Consider the following 20,578-nt stretch of genomic DNA (forward strand, 5'->3'; position numbering starts at 1 on the left):
TAATGAATGAGGAAGTTTTCGTTGAAGGGTATGAAAAAGGTTGCTTTGTGAAAAGCTCAGTTTGCCTTCATATCTTCAGGAAATATGGGATAAAAAAAGAAGAGTCAGAGGAAAGAGATGAAAATCCATTTTACAAATTTATTCGGGCAGTCTTCTCAGAGCGTGGCCCTGATGGCCCAAAACGATATCATGAATGTCGTTCGCGAGCTTGGGGTCAATGAATTAGGGATCTACTTTTATGATCATAGCAATGAACCAGCTAGTGAATTGAACTCGCGAATGGATGGGATTTTAGCAGGCGTTGCTTTTGGGGATATCGTCTTCGTTCAATCGCCTTCCTGGAATGGGATTGAGTGGGACCGCCGTTTGGTTGATAAGTTAAAACTCCTTCAAACCAAGTTGGTCATGTTTATCCACGATGTCCCACCGCTTATGTTTGAGAGTAATTATTACCTGATGCCCAACTATATCGACATGTACAATCAGAGTGATCTGGTCGTTGTTCCATCAGAGCAAATGTACCATCGTCTAGTATCAGAAGGGCTTACAGTTAAAAAATATGTGGTACAAAAGTTGTGGGATTTGACCCACAGTTTGGATCTCTATACCCCGCAATTTGAGAAAAAACTGATCTTCTCAGGGAATCCGTCGCGTTTCCCTCATATCATCGACTGGAAATATGATACACCCCTTCATGTCTATACCGAACCAGTTGAAGGAGTTGATTATTCCAAGGTCCATATTGAAGGCTGGCGAACTAAGCAAGAGTTGCTTTTGGAGCTTTCTAAGGGTGGTTTTGGGCTGGTCTGGGGAAATTCAGAGAACCCCGAGGATGAGCGAGATTACTACAAAGAAAATATTTCCTACAAATTATCGACTTACTTATCCGCAGGTCTTCCGGTAGTCGTGCCAGACTATTTGTCAAATGCAGACTATATTCGAGAAAAAGGGCTTGGCTTTGTAGCATCCAGTCTTGAAGAAGCCAATCGTTTGGTTCAAGACTGCACAGAGGAAACGTATGCCCAAATGGTCCAAAAAGCTCACTATACTTCTTATTTGGTCCGCAATGGCTATTTCACAAAGAAATTATTCGTCGATACCATCATGGCCTTGGGTGAATAACATTCAATGAACAATCCTTTAGATAAACATCTGAAGGATTTTTTGTTGAATACAGTACCAAATGGGGAATTTGAAATATTATCAAATATTAGTGACAAATGAGTTTGGAAAAGTCGCAAATTATGGTAAAATAAGTTGAGATAAAATGCTCTAAAGGCACATATTAAAAGGCTATTCCCCAGGTGGAAGAGTCAAAATGAGTAAGAGAAAGTTTAAAAGAAATGTTAAAACGATCTGAAGTAGGAAAGAGATTTTGTTGGACGATATTTTTCGTCTTTATTTATGTTTTGGGAAGTAAAATTTCCTTGCCTTTTGTTGACTTATCAAAGGCCTTGAGACTCAATGAAGGAACGACAACCGGTTTACAGTTCTCAAGTGCTGTGATGGGGGGGAACCTCCGCGGAATGTCGATTTTTTCGATCGGTCTATCCCCTTGGATGTCTTCCATGATTTTGTGGCGGATGTTTACCGTTTCAAAACGCTTTAACCTCGAAAAAACCAGCACGGAGATTGTGGAGCGACGAAAGATGTACGTGACCTTGGCACTCGCCATTGTCCAGTCCTTGGCAGTGGCCATGTATCTCCCCTTGAAGACAGGGTTGAACTCCGGGCTTGTCATTGCGGTCAATACCATGATTATGGTAGCCGGAGCCTTCTTTCTAGTTTGGCTCTCAGATCTAAATGCCGCTTTAGGGCTTGGAAGTTCTGTGGTGATCATGATGGCTGGGATGGTGATGTACCTTCCAGAAGACGTGATGCAGACCCTTTCAAGTGTCAATAATATCCCAGAGATCGCTTATGTTCTGGGAGTGATTTTTATCTTGATTTTTGTCTATGTGGCAGTCTTGGTGGAATATTCCAAGTACCAGATTCCAGTCAATAAATTAGGGATCCACAACAACTTAAAAAGTTATACTTTTTTGGATATCAAGCTTAACCCGGCAGGAGGGATGCCCTTCATGTATGCCATGACCTTGGTGTCCATTCCTCAATACGCCATGCTGTTGATCTTGTCTATGGATTCCAATGCCAAGTGGGCCGCTCATTTAGCCAAACACTTGGTGATGGGAGATCCGATTTGGATTCTTCTTTACATTCTGATGATCGCCCTACTCTCTTTTGCTTTCGCCTTTGTCAATGTGAACGGAGAAGAAATTGCAGATAAGATGATGAAGGCGTCCGAGTATATCGATCATGTCTATCCTGGAGCAGATACACGTCGCTATATCAATAAAATTGTGCTACGCTTGACGGTTTTTGGGACCTTGTATCTGATCCTCTTTACGGCGCTTCCTTTTTCCCTCTTGTTATGGGATAAAGATCTTTTGCGCTTGACCATGATTCCAGGAACCTTCCTCATGTTTGTCGGGATGATTTACAATATCCGAGAAGAAATTCGTGCCCTTCGTGTCAATCAACGTTATACAAGAATATTCTAGGAGTAACCATGTATTATTTTGTACCAGCCTGGTATGGAACGGACCGCATCTGGCAGCAAACAGCTACCCCTTGGTACTGGATGCGAGAGTCCATTGAATTTGACGATACCATTAATCAAGTTCGTATTTTTCAAGAAGCAGAAATGGATCGGATCTTATTGTTGCCTCAATATAGTCCACAACTGCGCTATTTTTTGCACCGCCAAGATTTGTTAGAGACAGATGTGCTTTCGATTTTTGATAAGATCCAACAGGTTCCGTCTGATTTGGCTATGCGCCCAGTTCAGCTTCAGGACATCGAATGGCCGAGTGAGACCACTTTTTCCTATACTCCCTTTTTGGTGATGGCATTTCGAAAGGGCCACCACCTAGCGAAACTTGATATGGGAGTGGATGGAAACCTTCTCTCTTTGACCCGTTATAAGAATGACGAGATCAGCTACATCGAGTACTTAGATGATCGTGGCTTTATCTCTAGTAGAATCTACTACAATGAGGGAAAACCCTATTTCCAAGAGTATCTGAGTTTTGATGGGCAATGGGTTTTGAGAGAGATGCTGATCGAAGAGAACCACTCCGTCATGGTCAATGAAGCTTTCTTTCATGCCTTCAAAAAAGAAAGCTATGCCAATATGGGAGACGTTGTCGCTGAAAAAATGAAAGAGCAGCTAGCAACCTTGGTTCCAGGACGAGATCAGTTGGTTTTGGCAGCTCATCCAGCAAATTTGGCCTTTTTACAAGATACGGCAAGTAGCGTCAAGAAAGTCTTGTCTTTCTATGGGGATCGTCAGCCCTTGTCTGCCGAAAACTTTGCCCTCTATTTTGATATGATTGATGCTCAGCTCTTGATTACAGATAGTGAAAAAACCAAAGAAGCGATTGGGGTCTTTTCTCCTAGCTTGGCTCAGAAGACACACCGGATTACCTCTTTTGACTCCCGCCTTCGTTTGGGATCAAGTCAGGAACGCAAGGAATCAAAGATTTACTTTTACGTCAATGAAGCTGAGCTTCCAAGTAAGAGCCAGCTCAAGAAGGTTCTGGAGGTCTTGGCGCAACATCCTTTATTTGAAGTTGTTTTTGCATTTTACAATGGATCACCGGAGCATGTTAAGGAATTAGAAGGGCAACTCGAGGAATTGATCGCTAGCGAGCAGGACTTTCATCTGGTTCAATCACCAGCCCAAATGGAAGGACTTGGGGAAAACCAGATCATCGATGAAGAGTCCGTACAAGACGCACCGGACTACCGTTTTGTAGTTAAGAATTTTTCAAATGAAAATGACATTATTCAAGAATTGGAAAAAACACGCTTGATCGTAGATTTAAGCGAGGAACCCAACCTCTATACGCAGATTGCAGGGATCTCTGCTGGAATTCCACAGGTCAACCGCGTCCAGACAGAATATGTCGATCATTTGAAAAATGGCTATGTCTTATCAAAGGGAGACAAGGAATTAGAGAAGGCAATCACGCACTTCTTATTGGAATTGAAGCCTTGGAACGAAGCCTTGGTCTACTCGATCGAAAAAATTCAAGAATACACCGGTCAACGCTTGATCGAGAAATGGGAAGGATGGATGAAAGAACGTCATGGATAAAAAACTACAAATACCCCATATTCTCCAAATCGGCTCAAGTAGTTGGCAGGATCAGGTGGAGCTTCCTGCTGGACTAGGCTGGCACTTTTTTCAAGCTACCGCTCTTCCATCGCTCAAAGAATATATGGAAGAAGAGGAAATCTCCAAATTCAAAGCCTTGATTCTAGAAAAGCCAGAAGATTTATTAGCTTTAGGAGAAGACCTGGCTTATTTTCAGCCTTATACTGTTTTTTATGATCAAAGCCATGAACTAGAGGCGCCTTCTGACGAATTGGCCCACCTTTTAAGACTCAAGCAAGCAAGACCCTGGGATTTCTCAAATAAGCATCAATTTCTCTATGTCTTAGAGCGCTTTTTATACGACAATCAATATGGAGATGCCTTTACGGTTCGTGACCTGCGAGTGAGACCGGATTTTGCTGGCCAGCAAACGGTGCTGGGGCAACATTTTCTGAAGCTAGATGGATCATACGGTGAAGAGTTTACACCGATTGCTCAGTGGGTCTACAACTACGTGTATGATGCTAGTCGTCCCATCAATTTTTGGTTGGAATATGAAAAAGATCCAAGCTGTCAGCTGCAATTGCGGATTCAATTTTACCGCTTTGGTGCACTGGGAGAGTGGGTCAAAGATGCAGTCTTTTCAGAAGAAGAGATGGCACAACCACTAGAATTGGATGGAGCAGAACCTTATTACCTAGCCTTTTCGCTGGAAGCAAAAGGAGAGGGGACGCTTACGATCGGAGCCCTCCATAAGCGCTTGTCACATGGTCCTTTAGGAGAGATGACCGTAGGAGCTAAGACGCTACGGGACCACAAACGCCAAGAAATTTTTGCTTATTTCCATCCTGGCGATATGAAGCCACCTTTAAACATTTACTTTTCTGGGTATCGCCCGGCCGAAGGTTTTGAAGGGTTTGGGATGATGCGTGCGATGGGGAGTCCCTTTATTCTCTTTTCTGACCCAAGACTGGAAGGTGGATCCTTCTATATGGGCTCAGAAGAATTGGAAAGTCAAATCACTGCCTTTATTGATCAGCACTTGGACTTGCTCGGCTTTGAGCCAAAAGATATGAATTTCTCAGGCTTGTCCATGGGGACCTTTGGTGCCCTTTACTATGGTGCCCTTTATTCTCCTCATGCGATCTTGGTCGGAAAACCTATTGTCAACCTGGGGGATGTCGCTGCCAATCTGAAATTTAAACGTCCAGATGAGTTTGGAACATCCCTAGACATGATGCAGTTGATCATTGGTCAAGTGTCGCAAGAAGGGATCGGTCAGCTCAATCAACGCTTCTGGGACCGGTTTGACCAGGCAGATTTCAAGGATACGATTTTAGCCCTTGCCTATATGAGGGATGATGACTATGACCAGCAGGCTTATCCAGATATTTTAGAGGCCTTGTATGAATTGCCGGTTCGTATTATCAGCACTAGCCGTGCCGGTCGACACAATGATGCGAGTGGTCCGATCATTGAGTGGTTTGTGACCCAGTACAAAGAAATCATGGAAAGAGACTTTGGAAGAAACCAATGATAAAAATAAAAGAAAATGAAAGCAGACGAATCTACTGGGGCGATACCGTTCTAGCAGATTATCTTTGGGGGTCGACCATTCAAGCGACTGACCAAGGAAGCGTTCAGTTTCAGAACCCCCTCATGCCATCTGGTCAAGTGCTGAAAACTTGGCATTCGCAGACAAATTTTGGCGCAACTCGTCAAATTCCTAGTCTGCCCCTGCTCAAAAGAGAGCAAGATTATGAACTGGTTATCACGATGGAAGCGACTCCTGCTCATACCGTTATGGTAGAAATCGTCTTCAAAGATCGCTTTGGAGAGGTCGTTGGCCGTCGAGTAACCGCAGAAGGTCGCTTGCCGTTTATCTATCCAGATCAAGCATACGCCTATGAAGTACGCTTGCTCAGTGCAGGTTTGCAAGAGTTTACCTTCCACTATTTCACGATTCAACCAATATCGTCTGAGGGAGCAGAAGTTCTCGAATAGACGAACATCACTGCAAAAAAAGAGGATTACATTGGATTACGTTAAATTAAGAAACATCAAAAAAATCTTAAAAGAAGTCAATAGCTGGAAGGATGACATGGCCCGCTTGACGGATCGACAACTACAGGAGAAGACTGTGGAATTTCGGGAACGTCTAGCTAAGGGTGAGACCTTGGATGATCTCTTGCCGGAAGCATTTGCGGTTGCGCGGGAAGCTGATAAACGGGTCTTGGGCATGTTTCCTTATGACGTGCAAGTCATGGGAGGGATTGTCCTCCACCAAGGCAATGTCGCTGAAATGAATACCGGTGAAGGAAAGACCTTGACGGCAACTATGCCGGTTTATCTCAATGCCTTAGAGGGCAAAGGGGTCATGGTTATTACGACCAATACCTATCTGGCAACTCGGGATGCAGAAGAGATGGGACAGGTCTACCGCTTTTTGGGTTTGACTGTTGGAGTTCCTTTAAAACAATCAGAAGACGAAGAATTAGATCCAGAAGTCAAACGGGAGATCTACCGGTCAGATGTCATTTATACGACCAATACCAGTCTGGGCTTTGACTATTTAACAGAGAACTTGACGGCTTCAGCAGATGGCCAATTTTTGGCTGACTTCAATTACGCCATTGTCGATGAGATTGATTCGGTGCTTCTAGATAGTGCTCAGACTCCCTTGATTATTTCTGGTTCTCCTCGGGTTCAATCTAACCTATATGGGATTATTGATACCCTGATCCAAACCTTCAAAGAAGGGGAAGACTTCAAGTTTGATGAAGAAAAGAAACGAGTTTGGTTGACTCGGAAAGGAGCTCATGCAGCAGAAGCCTTTCTTGCTATTCCCAACCTCTATGATCCCCAATACCGTGACTTGGTCCGCCATATCAGCTTAGCCCTGCAGGCCAATAAAAACTTTATTAAGGATAAGGATTATGTCATTCATCCCAATGTTGAAGGGCAACCGGAGATTGTCTTACTAGACCAGGCGACGGGGCGCTTGATGGAAATGACACGCCTCCAAGGAGGACTCCACCAGGCGATTGAAGCCAAGGAAGGTCTAAAGCTAACTCAAGAAACACGGGCCATGGCTTCGATTACCTACCAAAACCTCTTTAAGATGTTTCGGAAGTTAGGAGGCATGACGGGGACTGGGAAGGTCGCTGAGGCAGAATTTCTCGATACCTATGCCATGTCCGTGATCAAGATCCCAACCAATCGCAAGAAGATCCGTAAGGATTTGCCGGATGAAATCTATCAAACCTTGCCGGAGAAAATCGTGGCTTCTTTGGACTATGTGAAGACAATCCACGAGAAGGGCAATCCGATTCTGGTCTTTGCCGGATCCGTTGAGATGTCGATTCTTTATTCGAATCTTCTCTTGCGTGAAGGAATTCCACACAATCTTCTCAATGCCAACAATGCTCCTCGAGAGGCCCAGATCATTAAGGAGTCTGGCCGAAAAGGTGCCGTGACAGTTGCGACCTCAATGGCCGGTCGGGGAACCGATATCAAGTTGGGACCTGGAGTAGCTGAGTTAGGAGGTTTAGTAGTTGTAGGGACTGAGCGGATGATGAACCAGCGGATTGACCTTCAAATTCGTGGACGTTCAGGTCGCCAAGGAGATCCCGGTTTGACCAAGTTCTTTGTCTCTTTGGAAGACGATTTGATGAAAAACTGGGGACCAGACTGGATCCAGGATACCTATCAAGACTATGATGTAGATGAGCGGATTGGTTCAGCCAAAGCTCTGACCAAGCGCAAGTATAGAAACTTGGTGGAACGGGCCCAAAATGCTAGTGAAAGTTCTGGTCAAGCCAGTCGTCGGATGACGCTAGAATTTGCGGAAAGCATGAACATTCAGCGTGCCATCGTCTACGAAGAGCGCGACCACTTGATCAAACAAGAAGGACGTTTGGATGATATCGTTGAAAAAGTGCTTCGTTCCGTTTTTTCAAGCGTAGTCCATAAAAAAGAATACAAGGAACCGGTAGCTTTTTATCGCTATATGTTAGACAATGTTAGCTACCAAGTAGATCCGGAAAAGGCCCACCAAACCTTCCGTAGCAAGAAAACCAAAGAGAATTTCTTGTGGGAGATTGCTAAAAGTGAGTTAGAAGCTAAGTATGAGATCTTAGGCACCGATGAGGTGATCGCCCAATTTCAGCGCATGGCCATCCTAAAAGCTATCGATGAAAACTGGGTCGAGCAGGTAGACTATCTGCAACAATTGCGCATGGCGCTCTCTGGTCAGTACACCAGTCAGAAAAACCCTTTGGTAGAATTTTTCCAAGAAGCCTACCAATCCTTTGAACGAATGAAAGAGGCGGCCAAAGAACAAATGGTCCGCAATCTCTTACTGAGTCGAGTAGAAATCAATAAAAAAGGGGAAATTGTCTTGCATTTCCCATAAAAGAGGACATTATGACAGTATACAATATCAACCTTGGAATCGGTTGGGCCAGCAGTGGTGTTGAGTATGCCCAGGCCTACCGTGCCCAGTTGTTACGCAATATCCATCAACCAGCCAAGTTTGTTTTTATGGATATGATTCTAGCCGATAATATCCAGCATTTAACAGAAAATATCGGTTTTAAAAATGATGAAATCATCTGGCTCTATAGCTATTTTACAGATATAAAAATTGCGCCAACGACCTATACCATTGATCAGGTCTTAGCAGGATTTGCCGGAAAACCGACTCGTGAAGAAGTCGATGGTAAGATCAAGCGCTTCTTTTATGAGGACCAGGACAACTTTTTGACCTGCTACCTGCGCGCAGAAAACAGTCCCTATGTCGAACGCTGTGAGTACGTGTCTAGAGGGATTTTGGTGAGAAAGGATTATTTCTCCTATACCCGCTATTGTACCGAGTACTTTATTCCTAAGAACAACCAAGCCAACTTGATTGAGCGCCGTTTTTACAATGAAGACGGGACAGATGCCTACAGCATGCAGATGGCAGATGGCCGCGAAATTTATCGTTTCCCAGATCGCTACCTGGTTGGTCGCCAAGAATTGATCCGCTACTTCATGCAGACCCTCCAATTGACCAAACAAGATCTGGTGATTTTGGATCGGGAAACCAATATTGGTCAGCCTATCTTTGAAGAAGCGCAAAAAGCCCGTCTGGGTGTGGTCGTCCATGCCGAGCACTTCAGTGCCAATAATGTTGATGATCAGTATATCTTGTGGAATAACTATTACGAGTACCAATTTACCAATGCAGACAAGGCGGACTTCTTTATTGTAGCGACTGACCGCCAAAAAGAAATCTTAGCCGAGCAGTTTGCCAAATACACCAACCATCAGCCGGCTATCTATACCATTCCAGTTGGGAGTCTTGCCAGCTTGCCACAAAACGAAAATCGCACCCCATTTTCTATGATTACCGCCTCTCGTTTAGCGACAGAAAAGCATATTGATTGGTTGGTGCGAGCAGTGGTTCGCGCCAAAAAAGAATTACCAGAACTGTCTTTTGACATCTATGGAAAAGGTGGAGAAGAAGGCAAGTTGCGTTCTCTAATTGATGAATTGGGGGCAGCAGACTATATCCATCTCAAAGGGCATGCCAATCTAGAGGAAATTTACAAGAATTATGAGGTTTACCTGTCCGCGTCGACCAGTGAAGGCTTTGGGTTGACCTTGATGGAGGCGATCGGTTCTGGTCTTCCGATTATCGGTTTTGACGTTCCTTATGGCAACCAGACCTTTGTCACAGAAGGTAAAAATGGCTATCTCATTCCGCCTTCAGCAGATCAAGTGGTCGACCAGATTGCTTCTGCCTTTGCGGAAAAAATGATCCAGCTATACAAAAAAGATGATCTAGCCAGCATGCGTCAAGCATCTTATGCGCGTGCAGAAGACTTTTTGACCAGCCGAGTAGAAGAAGCTTGGGAACAATTGATAGAAGAGGTGACACATGCTGAACGTATTTGATAGTTATTCTCGTGAAAGCCAAGACCTGCTCCACTCCATGAAAGAGTCTGGCTTTGACCATCCGACCGTTGTTTTGGAGCCAAACGGTTTCTTACCAGACGGTGTCGAATCTCCCTTTATCTATTTCTTAGGACAAGCAAAAGGGGAGAAGCGCGGTCGCTACTTTAATGAAGTTCCAGTGCCTGATTTCTGGGAAGTTTCTGGGGATAACAGTTCGGGAAAAGTGACCTACTATGGTCAGGAAAAAGCTCGGATTGTGTACCATGCTGCTTCCTATAAACGCATCGTCGAGCGCTTAGAGTGGTTAGATGATAAGGGACAAGTGGTCATGGTTGAGCACTATGACCAATACGGTCGTAAGATTGCTGTAACGACTTGTGGCGATCAGGGACAGTATTTGGTGACTACTTACTTTGAAGGGGATACCGAGCGCTTGACAGAAAATCACCAAACAGGGGATTTGATCTTGACCTTGGACCATCAACCTATGCGGATTTTCAAGAATCGCTTAGATTACTTTGTCTTTTATCTAGAGTATCGTGGTTTTGATTTAGATGGTTTGGTCTACAATACGCTGGCTACCTCCTTTAGCATTAGTCTCCAGTTAGGCAATAAAGGCATCAAAGGACGCGACGTCTTGGTGTGGCAAGAGCCTCTTCACGACAGCCTTCCGGGCAATATGCAGTTGATTCTAAAGAGCCCAGAAATCCGGACCAAGAAGATCTTGATTCCGCAAAACGCGACCTATCATCGTGCTTTGCAGTTGACCTCGCAAGATCAGCATAGCTATTTCGGTCCCCTTGGCTACCTGTATGATTTCAAGGTGAAAGACGATATCCGTAAAGACGCCTTTGTCTTGACCAATTCGGATCAGATCGAAGCCTTGACCTACCTAGTAGAGAACTTGCCGAATGTGACCTTCCGTGTGGCAGCTTTGACGGAGATGTCTGCGAGCCTCTTGTCTATGGTCCGCTACCCAAATGTGGTCTTGTACCAAAATATCAGTCAAGAGCGGATCAAAGAGTTGCTTAAGGTCTCTAGTATTTATCTGGATATCAACCACTATGCAGAGGTGCAAGGCATTGTTCGCAAGGCCTTCGAACACCAGCAAGTCATCCTTGCCTTTAGCCATACTTTGCATGACCGCCACTTCCTCGCCCAAGCCAATATCTTTGATCAAGGAAAAGAAGCAGATATGGTGGCCCGCATCCAGGAAATCTACCAATCTGTGGATAACTACAGAGAAGCCGTCGCTCAACAAATTGCCCAATCAAGTAGCGTTGAGCCAGCTGTTTTCAAAGCTCGCTTGCAAGAAGGGATAGGTGGACACAGTGAGTGATCGTAAGAAAGATTTATTTTATAAAGAAGTAGAAGGACGGATGGAGTCTCTCAAACGCCGTCCTGCCGAAAAAGAAAAGACGACACGTTCTGAAAAGATCAATGTCACTTTTAATGTGATCATTGGCTTGGTGATTCTGCTGGGAGTTATTTTTACCCTCTTCAGAGTGTTAGGAGGATCCTAAGATGGAAATGGTATTTGCAATCGGGATCTCGATCGTATCCCTCGCTCTTGTGGTTCTGATCACCCTGCAGCCTCGCCAACAACAATCGCTTTCAACAGATGCGACCAGTAACCTAGGAAAGCCAAGTTACTGGCGGTCTCACCGTGGACTCAAGTTAGCGACCCTCGTTGTTAGTATCGTCTTTCTCGTATCTTTATTTCTTTATATGATGGTCGTACAGGCCTAATTTCTAATAGAATGGATAAAAAGAAGTTGGAGAATACCAACTTCTTTTAGAATGTAATCCATCTGTTTCTTACATAATGCAACCTAAATGATACTTAAAAAATTAAAGAGATATCTACAATTTGAAGAGGCTGGGACAAAAGTCCTAGCCTCTCAATTATTTTTGGATTGTCGAGCAAGACGCAGTGGTTGAGTGGGCTCTACTACGCTGATTTCATCAGCTTTTACAGCCCTACTCAACTGTGCGGAGGTGGGACGACGAAATCGAATTCTAACGAATTACCGATTTCTGTCCCACTCTCTTTTTTTATCCTGCTTCCTTCTCTTTTATGGTATACTGAAAACGACAACATGATTGGAGCTTCTGATGAAAAAGATCCCCTTAGTATTTTCAGGATGTCTGTTAGGACTGGTTGGCGCTGGAAACCTTCTTGCAGACTCGCTACCCTTCCTTGCTCATGCCTTTAGTCTGACAGGTTTGTTCTTCTGGTTTTTCTTTGTCGTTTATCATGCGATTCGCTGGCAAGAAACCAAGATAGAACTCCAACAACCAGCTCTTTTATCTGGGATGGCGACCTTTCCCATGGCAGGGATGATTCTATCCACCTATCTTTTGCACCTCTTTCCCGCCTTTGGAGGTCTATCACAGTTGGTCTGGTGGTCTGCCTTTCTCTTGGATCTGAGCTTAATTCTCTATTTTACCAAGACCCATGTCCTAGCGCGACCAAGAGCCAATGCCACTCCCAGTTGGACCGTTCTCTATGTGGGCATTGCAGTAGCAGCCTTGACCTATCCAGTTGTAGGAATCAGAGAGATTGCTTATCTCGCTCTAGTGATTGGTTTTGGTTTGACCTTTCTTCTTTATCCCCTTATCTATCATGATTTGAAGCAGTCCCCTTTACCCAGTCATCTGTTGGGCCAAGAAGGCATCTATTGTGCTCCCTTTTCTCTTCTTTTAGCAGCCCTGGTTCGTGTGGGTGGAGCGAGCTTGCCCACCTGGTTCTTACTGATCATGGTAGTTGCCTCACAAGGTTTTTATTTCTTTGTTTTGACACGCCTACCGAGAATGATCAAAGAAGGTTTTCAACCTGCTTTTTCAGCTCTGACCTTTCCAACAGTTATCACAGCGACCTCTTTGAAAATGGCCCAAGGCTTGTTGCAACTACCTTTCTTGACAGCTCTCGTATGGATGGAAACTTTTCTTTGTCTCTTGATTCTAGTCGCTGTCTTAGGTGGTTATGTGGCCTATCTCAGAGAGTAGGAAGGCATCCTTTTTCATTGAAACCTTGTCACGATTATGGTAAGATGCACTATACGATTTGTCAGACTTTATAGGAAAGGTATCTATGAAATTCATCAAAGGAAAGCTCTCACTGCTGTATCCCCTCTTTCTGCTCTTGTTTTATTTTTATGTTCGGCCTCAATTTCGTCCCTTGGCCCAGTATGTCTCCAATAGTGTAGCAAGCGCCAATAGCTATTATTGGACCTTATTTGGCCTAGAAGGCCTCTATGCAGTCTTTACAGGATTTTTGGTCTACCGTTTTTCTAAAAAAGCGCAGTTTAAGCTGGGGAAGAACCCTCTTCAAGCTCTGATAGAAGCCGTTTTTGCGGCCTGTTTGGTTTACTGGTTGGATTACTTCATCAGTGGTTTTGTTCAAGGACGGGCAGCTGTTTTGAGTCTGTTTCCACGGGAAATTAGCCCCACAGGTGTGCTTATCCTAGTGATTGCAATGCTTGTCATCCGGCCGGTGACAGAAGAGCTGATCTTTCGCGGAGCCTTGGTGAATGCCTACTTCAAAGGCTGGAAACTCTATGCTGAAATTTGGCTTCCAGCCCTCATCTACAGTGGCCTACATTTTCTCCACAATCCCTTTTCGCTAGGAGCTTCTATCATCTATCTCCTGCCGAGTGTGATTTTTGGGATCCTGTATTATCGGAGTAAGACGCTCCTTTCTCCAATTTTAGCTCATATCTTGCTCAATCTCTACTACACCTTGCCTTTACTTTTATCTGTATTTAAGTAGCAACCGATTTCCTGAGTGAGATTGGTTTTTTTTGAAAATATGGTATAATAGAATAAATTTAATAGAGGGAGTTGAGGTTTGAAAAAAAGCTACCGCGTCAAACGTGACAAAGATTTTAATGCTATTTTTAAAAGTGGTCAAAATGTTGCCAATCGGAAATTCGTTGTTTACCGCTTGCGCAAAGACCAACCGCATTTTCGAGTCGGCCTGTCTGTTAGTAAGAAACTGGGAAATGCTGTGACCAGAAATCGCATCAAACGTTTGATTCGCCATGTTTTGATCAAACACCAAGCCTTCCTTACGACCGATGATTTTGTTGTCATTGCTCGTAAAGGAGTGGAGGAGCTCGACTTTCATCAAGTAGAGAAAAATCTTGTACATGTCTTAAAATTAGCGCATGTCTACCAAGAAAGGGAATAATGTGAAAAAGAAACTGAAGTTAACTGGATTATTAGGAGCGGCCTTATTGGTCTTGACAGCTTGTGGAACCTCTCAAGTGACAGCTCAGTCGACAGGTGGTTGGGAACGCTTCGTCTACTTCTTTGCAGAAGCCATCCGCTTCTTGTCCTTTGGCGGAAGTATCGGTGTGGGGATTATCGTCTTTACCATTGTGATCCGGACGGTCCTCTTGCCGCTTTTCCAATATCAAATGAATTCAACCCGCAAGATGCAGGAAATTCAACCCCTACTCAAGGAATTGCAAGCCAAGTATCCTGGAAAGGATCTAGATAGTCGGACCAAGCTTTCTGAAGAGATGCGGGCCCTTTACAAGGAAAAAGGCGTCAAAACATCTTCAGCCTTTCTTCCTCTCTTGATTCAGATGCCGGTTTTGATGGCCTTATTCCAAGCGCTGAGCCGTGTAGAATTCCTTAAAGTCGGTCACTTCCTTTGGTTGGACCTTGGCGCGATCGACCCGACTTACATCTTGCCGGTTCTTGCAGCTCTCTTCACATTTTTCAGTAGTTGGTTGACCAATAAAGCCATGCCAGAGCGCAATGGGAGTGCAACAACCATGATGTATGTGATGCCTGTGATGATCTTCTTCTTTGCCTTGTTCTCAGCCAGCGGGGTCGCACTCTACTGGGTGACTTCCAATGCTTACCAAGTCGGACAGACCTATCTCTTGAACAACCCCTTCAAGATTATCGCAGAGCGTGAAGCAAAAGAACAAGCTTCGCGCGACATGGAAAAACAAAAACGTCGTGCCCTAAACAAAGCACAGAAAAAGAAAAAATAAGAAAGAGGTGGACATATGGTCCTATATACTGGAGCAACTGTTGAAGAAGCGATTCAAAAAGGTCTGAACGATTTAGATATTCCTCGTATGAAGGCACATATTACGGTTGTAGCGCGTGAAAAGAAAGGTTTTCTTGGCTTGTTTGGGAAAAAACCAGCCCAAGTAGAGATTGAGCCCATTGCAGAAACAACTGTTGTAAAAGCCAATCAAAAAGCTGTCAAAGGTGTCCCAGATGAGATCAATGCGCAAAATGAACCGGTGAAGACGGTGAGCGAAGCAACGGTCGATCTCGGACGTGTCGTTGCAGCGATCAAAAAGGTCGAAGAAGAAGGAGAAGTTGTCTCTGAAGAAATCAAGACCGAAATCCTGAAACATGACAAAGAAGCAGATACCGTTCTTGAAGAAAAAGGACATGAACATATCCTTGAAAAAGTTAAAGAACCAGCGACAAAAGAATCAAGCGAATCTGATTTCTCAAACCTTGGTATCGAGGTAGAGGAAAACTACAATATCGAAGAAGTCGTAGCTGATGTGACAGCCTATGTTCAAACAGTGGTTGATGAAATGGATGTGGATGCGACCATCTCAAGTAGTCACAACCGCCGTACAGTCAATATGCAAATTGATACCAATGAGCCAGGACGTGTCATTGGTTACCACGGAAAAGTCTTGAAGGCTCTTCAACTTTTGGCGCAAAATTACCTCTATAACCGCTACTCAAAGAATTTTTACATTACCATTAATGTTAATGACTATGTAGAACACCGGGCAGAAGTTCTTCAAAGCTATGCTCAGAAGTTGGCAACACGTGCCCTCGAAGATGGGCAAGCCCAACAGACAGATCCGATGTCAAACAGTGAACGCAAAATCATTCACCGGATCGTCTCTAAGATGGAAGGAGTCACTAGCTACTCTGAAGGGGAAGAACCAAACCGTTACGTGGTGGTAGACATCGAAGGATAATCTAGCTATTATTTCCCATAAGGGAGAGACGGGATTGAGCCGATCTCTCCTTTTTTAGGTTTAGAAAGGAAGCAAATGGCATTTGCAGCGATTCGAGAGTTTTTAAAGCTTCAAGGAATTCACTACCAGGCCCCAGCAAAGGCTGGGGTGCTAGCCCCAGAGATGGAGCAGTATCGTGCCCTAGCTCAAGCGGCTCGTAAGGAATTCACCGATTTAGTCTCAGCCTTTCAGAAGCGTCACCCTTACTTGGAGCAGAATCGGACTAGCCAATGGATGAACCAGGCCCAGGTCTTGCGGCCTCATTTTTGGGCCTATCTAAAAGGAGAAGGGACGATGGCAGAGCCCATGTTTGCCTTGAGACTTTATGGAGATGCAGCCGATTTTGGTGTTTCCTTAGAGGTGAGTTTTATCGAGCGAAAAAAAGATGAAGAGAGCCTTCAAAAGCAACACAAGGTTCTCACCCTTCCTATCTCTCAGCCAGTTTATTATTTCGCCCAGAAAAATGGGGAGAGTCAAAGGGTAGAAGGAACAGAAAAGAATCGCCATGATCTGTTGCAAGCAGTAGCAGAAGGGGTGGTTCGTAAGGTCCTCGTCAAATACGATGTTTCTCTAGTCGAGGAAGATTCTCTTGAGGATATCCTGGATCAGTTGCAAAAGGCGCTGGTGGCTCTGGAACCCTATTACTTGGCAACCCGTCAGGTGTAGAAAGGTGTTCTCCGACCTGTATTTGCAACAATTTTGCCATAGCTATTGACAAATAGAGTCGAATCCGATAGAATAGTAAAGTATGTTTAGTAACTGATCACAACTAGCCGGCTAAACGAATACAAAATCTATGAGGAGGTATTCATCGTGAAACGTACTTATCAACCAAGTAAACTTCGTCGTGCGCGCAAACATGGTTTCCGTCACCGTATGGCAACTAAAAATGGTCGTCGCGTATTGGCAGCTCGTCGTCGTAAAGGACGCAAAGTTTTGGCTGCCTAATTCAGATAAAAACCTAAAAACCAGTAGAAACTCGAGACTACTGGTTTTTGTTTTGTCCGAAAGTGAATTTAGAGGCGCTTTCTGCTATAATAGAAAGAAGAAAAACTCGGAAGAAAAGGAAGATCATGCAGATTTTTGATACCCACACCCATCTCAATGTGGAAGAATTCGCAGGAAAAGAACAAGAAGAGCTCGACTTGGCCAAGGAAATGGGTGTTGTAGCCCACAATATCGTTGGTTTTGACAAACCGACGATTGAGCGTGCCATGGAGTTGGCAGACCAGCATCCAGAACTCTATCTCACGCTTGGTTGGCACCCCACTGAGGCGGGAGATTATACTCCTGAAGTGGAGGCCTATTTACTTGAACAGCTAAAACATCCTAAAGTTGTCGCACTCGGAGAAATCGGTCTGGATTACCACTGGATGACGTCACCAAAAGATGTCCAAGAAAAGGTTTTTCGTCGTCAGATTCAATTGTCTAAAGAGTTGGACTTGCCTTTTGTGGTGCATACACGTGATGCTTTAGAAGATACTTATGCCATCATCAAGAGTGAAGGAGTCGGTCCTCGCGGTGGGATCATGCATTCTTTCTCAGGAAGTTTAGAAGAAGCGAAACGCTTCATGGATTTGGGAATGATGATTTCTTTTTCTGGAGTGGTGACCTTTAAGAAGGCAACAGATGTCCAAGAAGCGGCAGCTGGCCTTCCGCTCGAGAAGATCTTGGTTGAAACAGACGCCCCTTACCTGGCACCAGTTCCCAAACGTGGTCGGGAAAATAAAACAGCCTACACTCGTTATGTGGTAGATTTTATTGCAGAACTACGTGGCTTAACAACAGAAGAAGTGGCTCAGGCAACCTATGACAATGCAAGAAATTTGTTTGGTCTGAGTGACATGGATGAATAGGAGCGAACGATTGTCCGATATACAAAATAATGATATATATTATTTTAGAGGGATTTCCGAAGAAATGCTGGCAAGGATTAATAAAACATCAACTATTGCTTTCAATGACTTACTACAAGAAATGAATTTATGTGAGATTTTGATTTCCCCTCTCACTTTTGAAATACTTGGATATAGTTTGAAAAATCTGCCAGATACAATCCGGCTCTTAAATGAATTAGGAGAAATCAGCTATGATGATAATCTAATTGCAGAAAAAAGTTTGCTGAATTTTTTCAAATATTTAATAATCAATGCTCCTGAATTAGAGGTAAGATTTCAGAAATTATGCCAAAAAATTAAAGAAAAACGACCGCTTATTTATTCTTTAAACGAAAAAAATGGAGAATTATTATTTTTGGAATCCGGTGCTGTGACTGGCAGTGTTCGCTTGTTGGTATTTCCAGAGGAAATCGTTCTTTTAACTTTGTCAGGTTATGATTGAATTGGAGGACAATAGTGATAAATAGAATAAAAATCCCTCAAGTTATTGTCGTTGAGGGCAAGGACGATACGGCCAATCTGAAACGCTATTATGAGGTGGATACCTATGAGACACGTGGATCCGCCATTAATCAAGATGACCTCGAACGAATTGCTACCTTGCAAGAGTTGCGTGGGGTCATTGTCTTTACCGATCCAGACTATAATGGTGAGCGAATTCGCAAGATCATTATGCAAGAGGTACCCCAGGCCAAACATGCCTTTTTAAATCGTGGCGAAGCAGTCCCCAAATCCAAGACCAAGGGGCGTTCTCTTGGAGTGGAGCATGCTAGTTTTGAAGATTTAGAAAAAGCCCTAGCTGGACTGGTCGGGTCTTACGAAGATGAAAATTTCTTTGATATCACAAAGACTGACTTGATGCGGCTTGGACTTTTGATGGGAAGCGATAGTCGCAAACGGCGGGAATATCTAGGCGAAGCCTTGCGCATCGGCTACTGCAATGGCAAGCAATTGATCAAACGCTTGGAGTTGTTTGGAATTTGTTTGGCTGAAGTTGAAGATACCATGAAAAGTTATGAGGATTGAGAAACTCCCCTAAAAAGCAAGGGGAAAGTGACACAATAGAAGTAAGCATATACGGTTTAATCAGGCTTGGTTGCAAGCATTAGAAAAGTGACTCCACAGGATTTGTTATGAGTGTAGATAATGAGGATAATTTATGGGAATCTTCGATTTTTTAAAAAAGGCAGAAACAACTGAAGCAACAAATGAAACAGTAGAGTCATTTGACAAAACTTGCTTGGGAGTTCTAGAACTATTTCCGATAAAGGAGACGAATGAATTATTGATTATTGGGAGCTTAGAGGGCGGACTCAAGGTTGGGGATTGTCTGCAATTTTGCAATCCCGATCAAGGTATGGACGCTCTTGGTTCTGTAGTCGTGAAAAAACTCATTAATCAAAATAAGGATGTAGATGTTCTCACGGATGAATCTCTAGCTCATTTGGTAATCGATTTGGAAACTTCCTTGGTTAATCTTAAAAAGGGAAGTGTTCTCTATAGTTATGGTGTCGATGAGGAACAACGGCTATCAAGCTATAGAGATGCTCTTTATAACGCGTTTGTAATTGTCCAAAAAGGTCAAATGTCCAATGAAGACTATCAAGCTGCTAGTCTTGATGATAGCATAGAAATATTGCGCCTCTTTTTATGGGAGTGCCGTCAAAATCAGAAAACTGAAAGTGAAGAAAGCTATCAAGCTAACACTCGAAAGCTAGAACGTCTAGCAGAATTAGTCAAGGACAAGTTGTTAGCAGCAGATTCGATTTACGCGGTCTTTTCAGAAAAAACGGGGGAAGCGTATCTTTTCTCAACGACCTATGATAGAGGTGAAGAGGGTTATCTCTGTTCAGACCCGATGATCATGCTATATACGCCGCGTTGGTATCACCAATTTAAGGAAACCATTGATAGTCGACCAAATTCAGTTGTGAAACTGATTGAAAATACAGCAAATAAAAAAGGAATTGAGAATTTTCTTGGGACAGCCTTTTACTTGAATGGAGCTTTGGGAGCAACCTTTAATACCAAGGAAGTCAGCATTAGTGCTTCTGTTTTGGTTCATAAACCAGATTTTTCGAACCTACCAGAGATACAAGTTCCTGTTATGAATCCTGATATTGTAAGATGGATGCTATTGATGGGGCAGATGGATAAGCCTACGACAGATGACGAAGAAATAATATATAACCTCTATTATAAATTCTTCTCAGCAGCCATGCCAAAAGCCAAACTCCTCATTCCTTTAAATGCTACTTCGGGATTCCCCGATAAGAGTCAGGGAGTCAACTCCTTTGTATTGAAAGAAGACGCTAAGTTCAGCATCCCAGTCAGAGAAGGAAAAGATGGGCGCAACTCTGTGCCGGTATTTACTGATTGGAAACGTCTGCGAATGGTCTTTGATGAAAAGTGGAATGGCATGATTGAAGAAGCTGGTGGCATGATTGAAGGCTTTGACTATGCCATAAATCCAACGGAGTATTATGAAGCGGGTGCCTATGTTAGCCTAACAGCTTTTAAGGAAATGCAAAAGTTTAGTGAGGAACTAGAAGGCAGAGATAAAGATTAGA

General features: G+C 43.7%; 21 protein-coding genes. All 21 read left to right on the forward strand.

Features of this window, described 5'->3' with window-relative positions:
• The first annotated feature begins 117 nt into the window (after positions 1-117).
• The 21 genes from QM351_RS07180 to QM351_RS07280 all read left to right on the forward strand — a co-directional run bounded on the left by QM351_RS07180 (position 118) and on the right by QM351_RS07280 (position 20,577).
• The gene (locus QM351_RS07180; protein ID WP_414327093.1) at positions 118-1,122 is read left to right on the forward strand and encodes a sugar transferase; all 1,005 of its coding nucleotides are present in this window, start codon (positions 118-120) and stop codon (positions 1,120-1,122) included.
• A 221-nt stretch (positions 1,123-1,343) separates the two neighbouring features.
• Entirely contained in the window at positions 1,344-2,561 is a 1,218-nt protein-coding gene (secY2, locus tag QM351_RS07185) for an accessory Sec system protein translocase subunit SecY2 (RefSeq protein WP_414327094.1), read from the forward strand.
• A gap of 8 nt (positions 2,562-2,569) precedes the next feature.
• Positions 2,570-4,159, forward strand: coding sequence for an accessory Sec system protein Asp1 (asp1, locus tag QM351_RS07190; protein ID WP_414327095.1), 1,590 nt, complete (start codon positions 2,570-2,572; stop codon positions 4,157-4,159).
• Positions 4,152-5,696, forward strand: coding sequence for an accessory Sec system protein Asp2 (asp2, locus tag QM351_RS07195; protein ID WP_223325378.1), 1,545 nt, complete (start codon positions 4,152-4,154; stop codon positions 5,694-5,696). Before asp1 ends, asp2 begins: the two co-directional genes overlap by 8 nt.
• On the forward strand, positions 5,693-6,163 hold the full coding sequence (gene asp3, locus QM351_RS07200) for an accessory Sec system protein Asp3 (protein ID WP_223325379.1): 471 nt from the start codon (positions 5,693-5,695) through the stop codon (positions 6,161-6,163). Before asp2 ends, asp3 begins: the two co-directional genes overlap by 4 nt.
• 25 nt (positions 6,164-6,188) lie before the next feature.
• Positions 6,189-8,573: an accessory Sec system translocase SecA2 gene (secA2, locus tag QM351_RS07205; RefSeq protein ID WP_414327113.1), complete on the forward strand. Its 2,385-nt coding sequence runs from the start codon at positions 6,189-6,191 to the stop codon at positions 8,571-8,573.
• An 11-nt stretch (positions 8,574-8,584) separates the two neighbouring features.
• Positions 8,585-10,099 carry an accessory Sec system glycosyltransferase GtfA gene (gene gtfA / locus QM351_RS07210; RefSeq protein ID WP_414327096.1) on the forward strand — a complete coding sequence of 505 codons (1,515 nt, stop codon included), beginning with the start codon at positions 8,585-8,587 and terminating at the stop codon, positions 10,097-10,099.
• On the forward strand, positions 10,083-11,438 hold the full coding sequence (gtfB, locus tag QM351_RS07215) for an accessory Sec system glycosylation chaperone GtfB (protein WP_118095593.1): 1,356 nt from the start codon (positions 10,083-10,085) through the stop codon (positions 11,436-11,438). The genes gtfA and gtfB overlap by 17 nt, the downstream gene beginning before the upstream one ends.
• Entirely contained in the window at positions 11,431-11,622 is a 192-nt protein-coding gene (asp4, locus tag QM351_RS07220; RefSeq protein ID WP_003003066.1) for an accessory Sec system protein Asp4, read from the forward strand. The genes gtfB and asp4 overlap by 8 nt, the downstream gene beginning before the upstream one ends.
• A 1-nt stretch (position 11,623) precedes the next feature.
• Entirely contained in the window at positions 11,624-11,848 is a 225-nt protein-coding gene (asp5, locus tag QM351_RS07225; RefSeq protein ID WP_414327097.1) for an accessory Sec system protein Asp5, read from the forward strand.
• A gap of 366 nt (positions 11,849-12,214) precedes the next feature.
• Complete coding sequence (locus QM351_RS07230; protein ID WP_269796377.1) at positions 12,215-13,108, forward strand: TDT family transporter; 894 nt, start codon at positions 12,215-12,217, stop codon at positions 13,106-13,108.
• Positions 13,109-13,193: 85 nt separating this feature from the next.
• Positions 13,194-13,871, forward strand: a complete 678-nt coding sequence (locus QM351_RS07235; RefSeq protein ID WP_269796376.1) for a CPBP family intramembrane glutamic endopeptidase — start codon at positions 13,194-13,196, stop codon at positions 13,869-13,871.
• Positions 13,872-13,949: 78 nt separating this feature from the next.
• Entirely contained in the window at positions 13,950-14,291 is a 342-nt protein-coding gene (gene rnpA / locus QM351_RS07240; protein ID WP_003002960.1) for a ribonuclease P protein component, read from the forward strand.
• A gap of 1 nt (position 14,292) precedes the next feature.
• The gene (locus QM351_RS07245; RefSeq protein ID WP_003015944.1) at positions 14,293-15,108 is read left to right on the forward strand and encodes a YidC/Oxa1 family membrane protein insertase; all 816 of its coding nucleotides are present in this window, start codon (positions 14,293-14,295) and stop codon (positions 15,106-15,108) included.
• Between the two features lie 15 nt (positions 15,109-15,123).
• Complete coding sequence (jag, locus tag QM351_RS07250; RefSeq protein ID WP_037615603.1) at positions 15,124-16,071, forward strand: RNA-binding cell elongation regulator Jag/EloR; 948 nt, start codon at positions 15,124-15,126, stop codon at positions 16,069-16,071.
• A gap of 75 nt (positions 16,072-16,146) precedes the next feature.
• On the forward strand, positions 16,147-16,776 hold the full coding sequence (locus QM351_RS07255; protein ID WP_414327098.1) for an HI_0552 family protein: 630 nt from the start codon (positions 16,147-16,149) through the stop codon (positions 16,774-16,776).
• A 147-nt stretch (positions 16,777-16,923) separates the two neighbouring features.
• On the forward strand, positions 16,924-17,058 hold the full coding sequence (gene rpmH, locus QM351_RS07260; RefSeq protein ID WP_003003086.1) for a 50S ribosomal protein L34: 135 nt from the start codon (positions 16,924-16,926) through the stop codon (positions 17,056-17,058).
• Positions 17,059-17,183: 125 nt separating this feature from the next.
• Positions 17,184-17,966 (forward strand): TatD family hydrolase, encoded by a 783-nt coding sequence (locus QM351_RS07265; RefSeq protein WP_414327099.1) that lies wholly within the window; start codon positions 17,184-17,186, stop codon positions 17,964-17,966.
• 10 nt (positions 17,967-17,976) lie between these two features.
• Positions 17,977-18,450: a hypothetical protein gene (locus tag QM351_RS07270; protein WP_214259318.1), complete on the forward strand. Its 474-nt coding sequence runs from the start codon at positions 17,977-17,979 to the stop codon at positions 18,448-18,450.
• 17 nt (positions 18,451-18,467) lie between these two features.
• Entirely contained in the window at positions 18,468-19,034 is a 567-nt protein-coding gene (gene rnmV / locus QM351_RS07275; RefSeq protein WP_414327114.1) for a ribonuclease M5, read from the forward strand.
• A 133-nt stretch (positions 19,035-19,167) separates the two neighbouring features.
• Complete coding sequence (locus QM351_RS07280; protein WP_414327100.1) at positions 19,168-20,577, forward strand: SseB family protein; 1,410 nt, start codon at positions 19,168-19,170, stop codon at positions 20,575-20,577.
• Position 20,578: the final 1 nt, after the last annotated feature.

The organism is Streptococcus parasanguinis (genome assembly GCF_047465465.1).
GTDB classification, from domain to species: domain Bacteria; phylum Bacillota; class Bacilli; order Lactobacillales; family Streptococcaceae; genus Streptococcus; species Streptococcus parasanguinis_AI.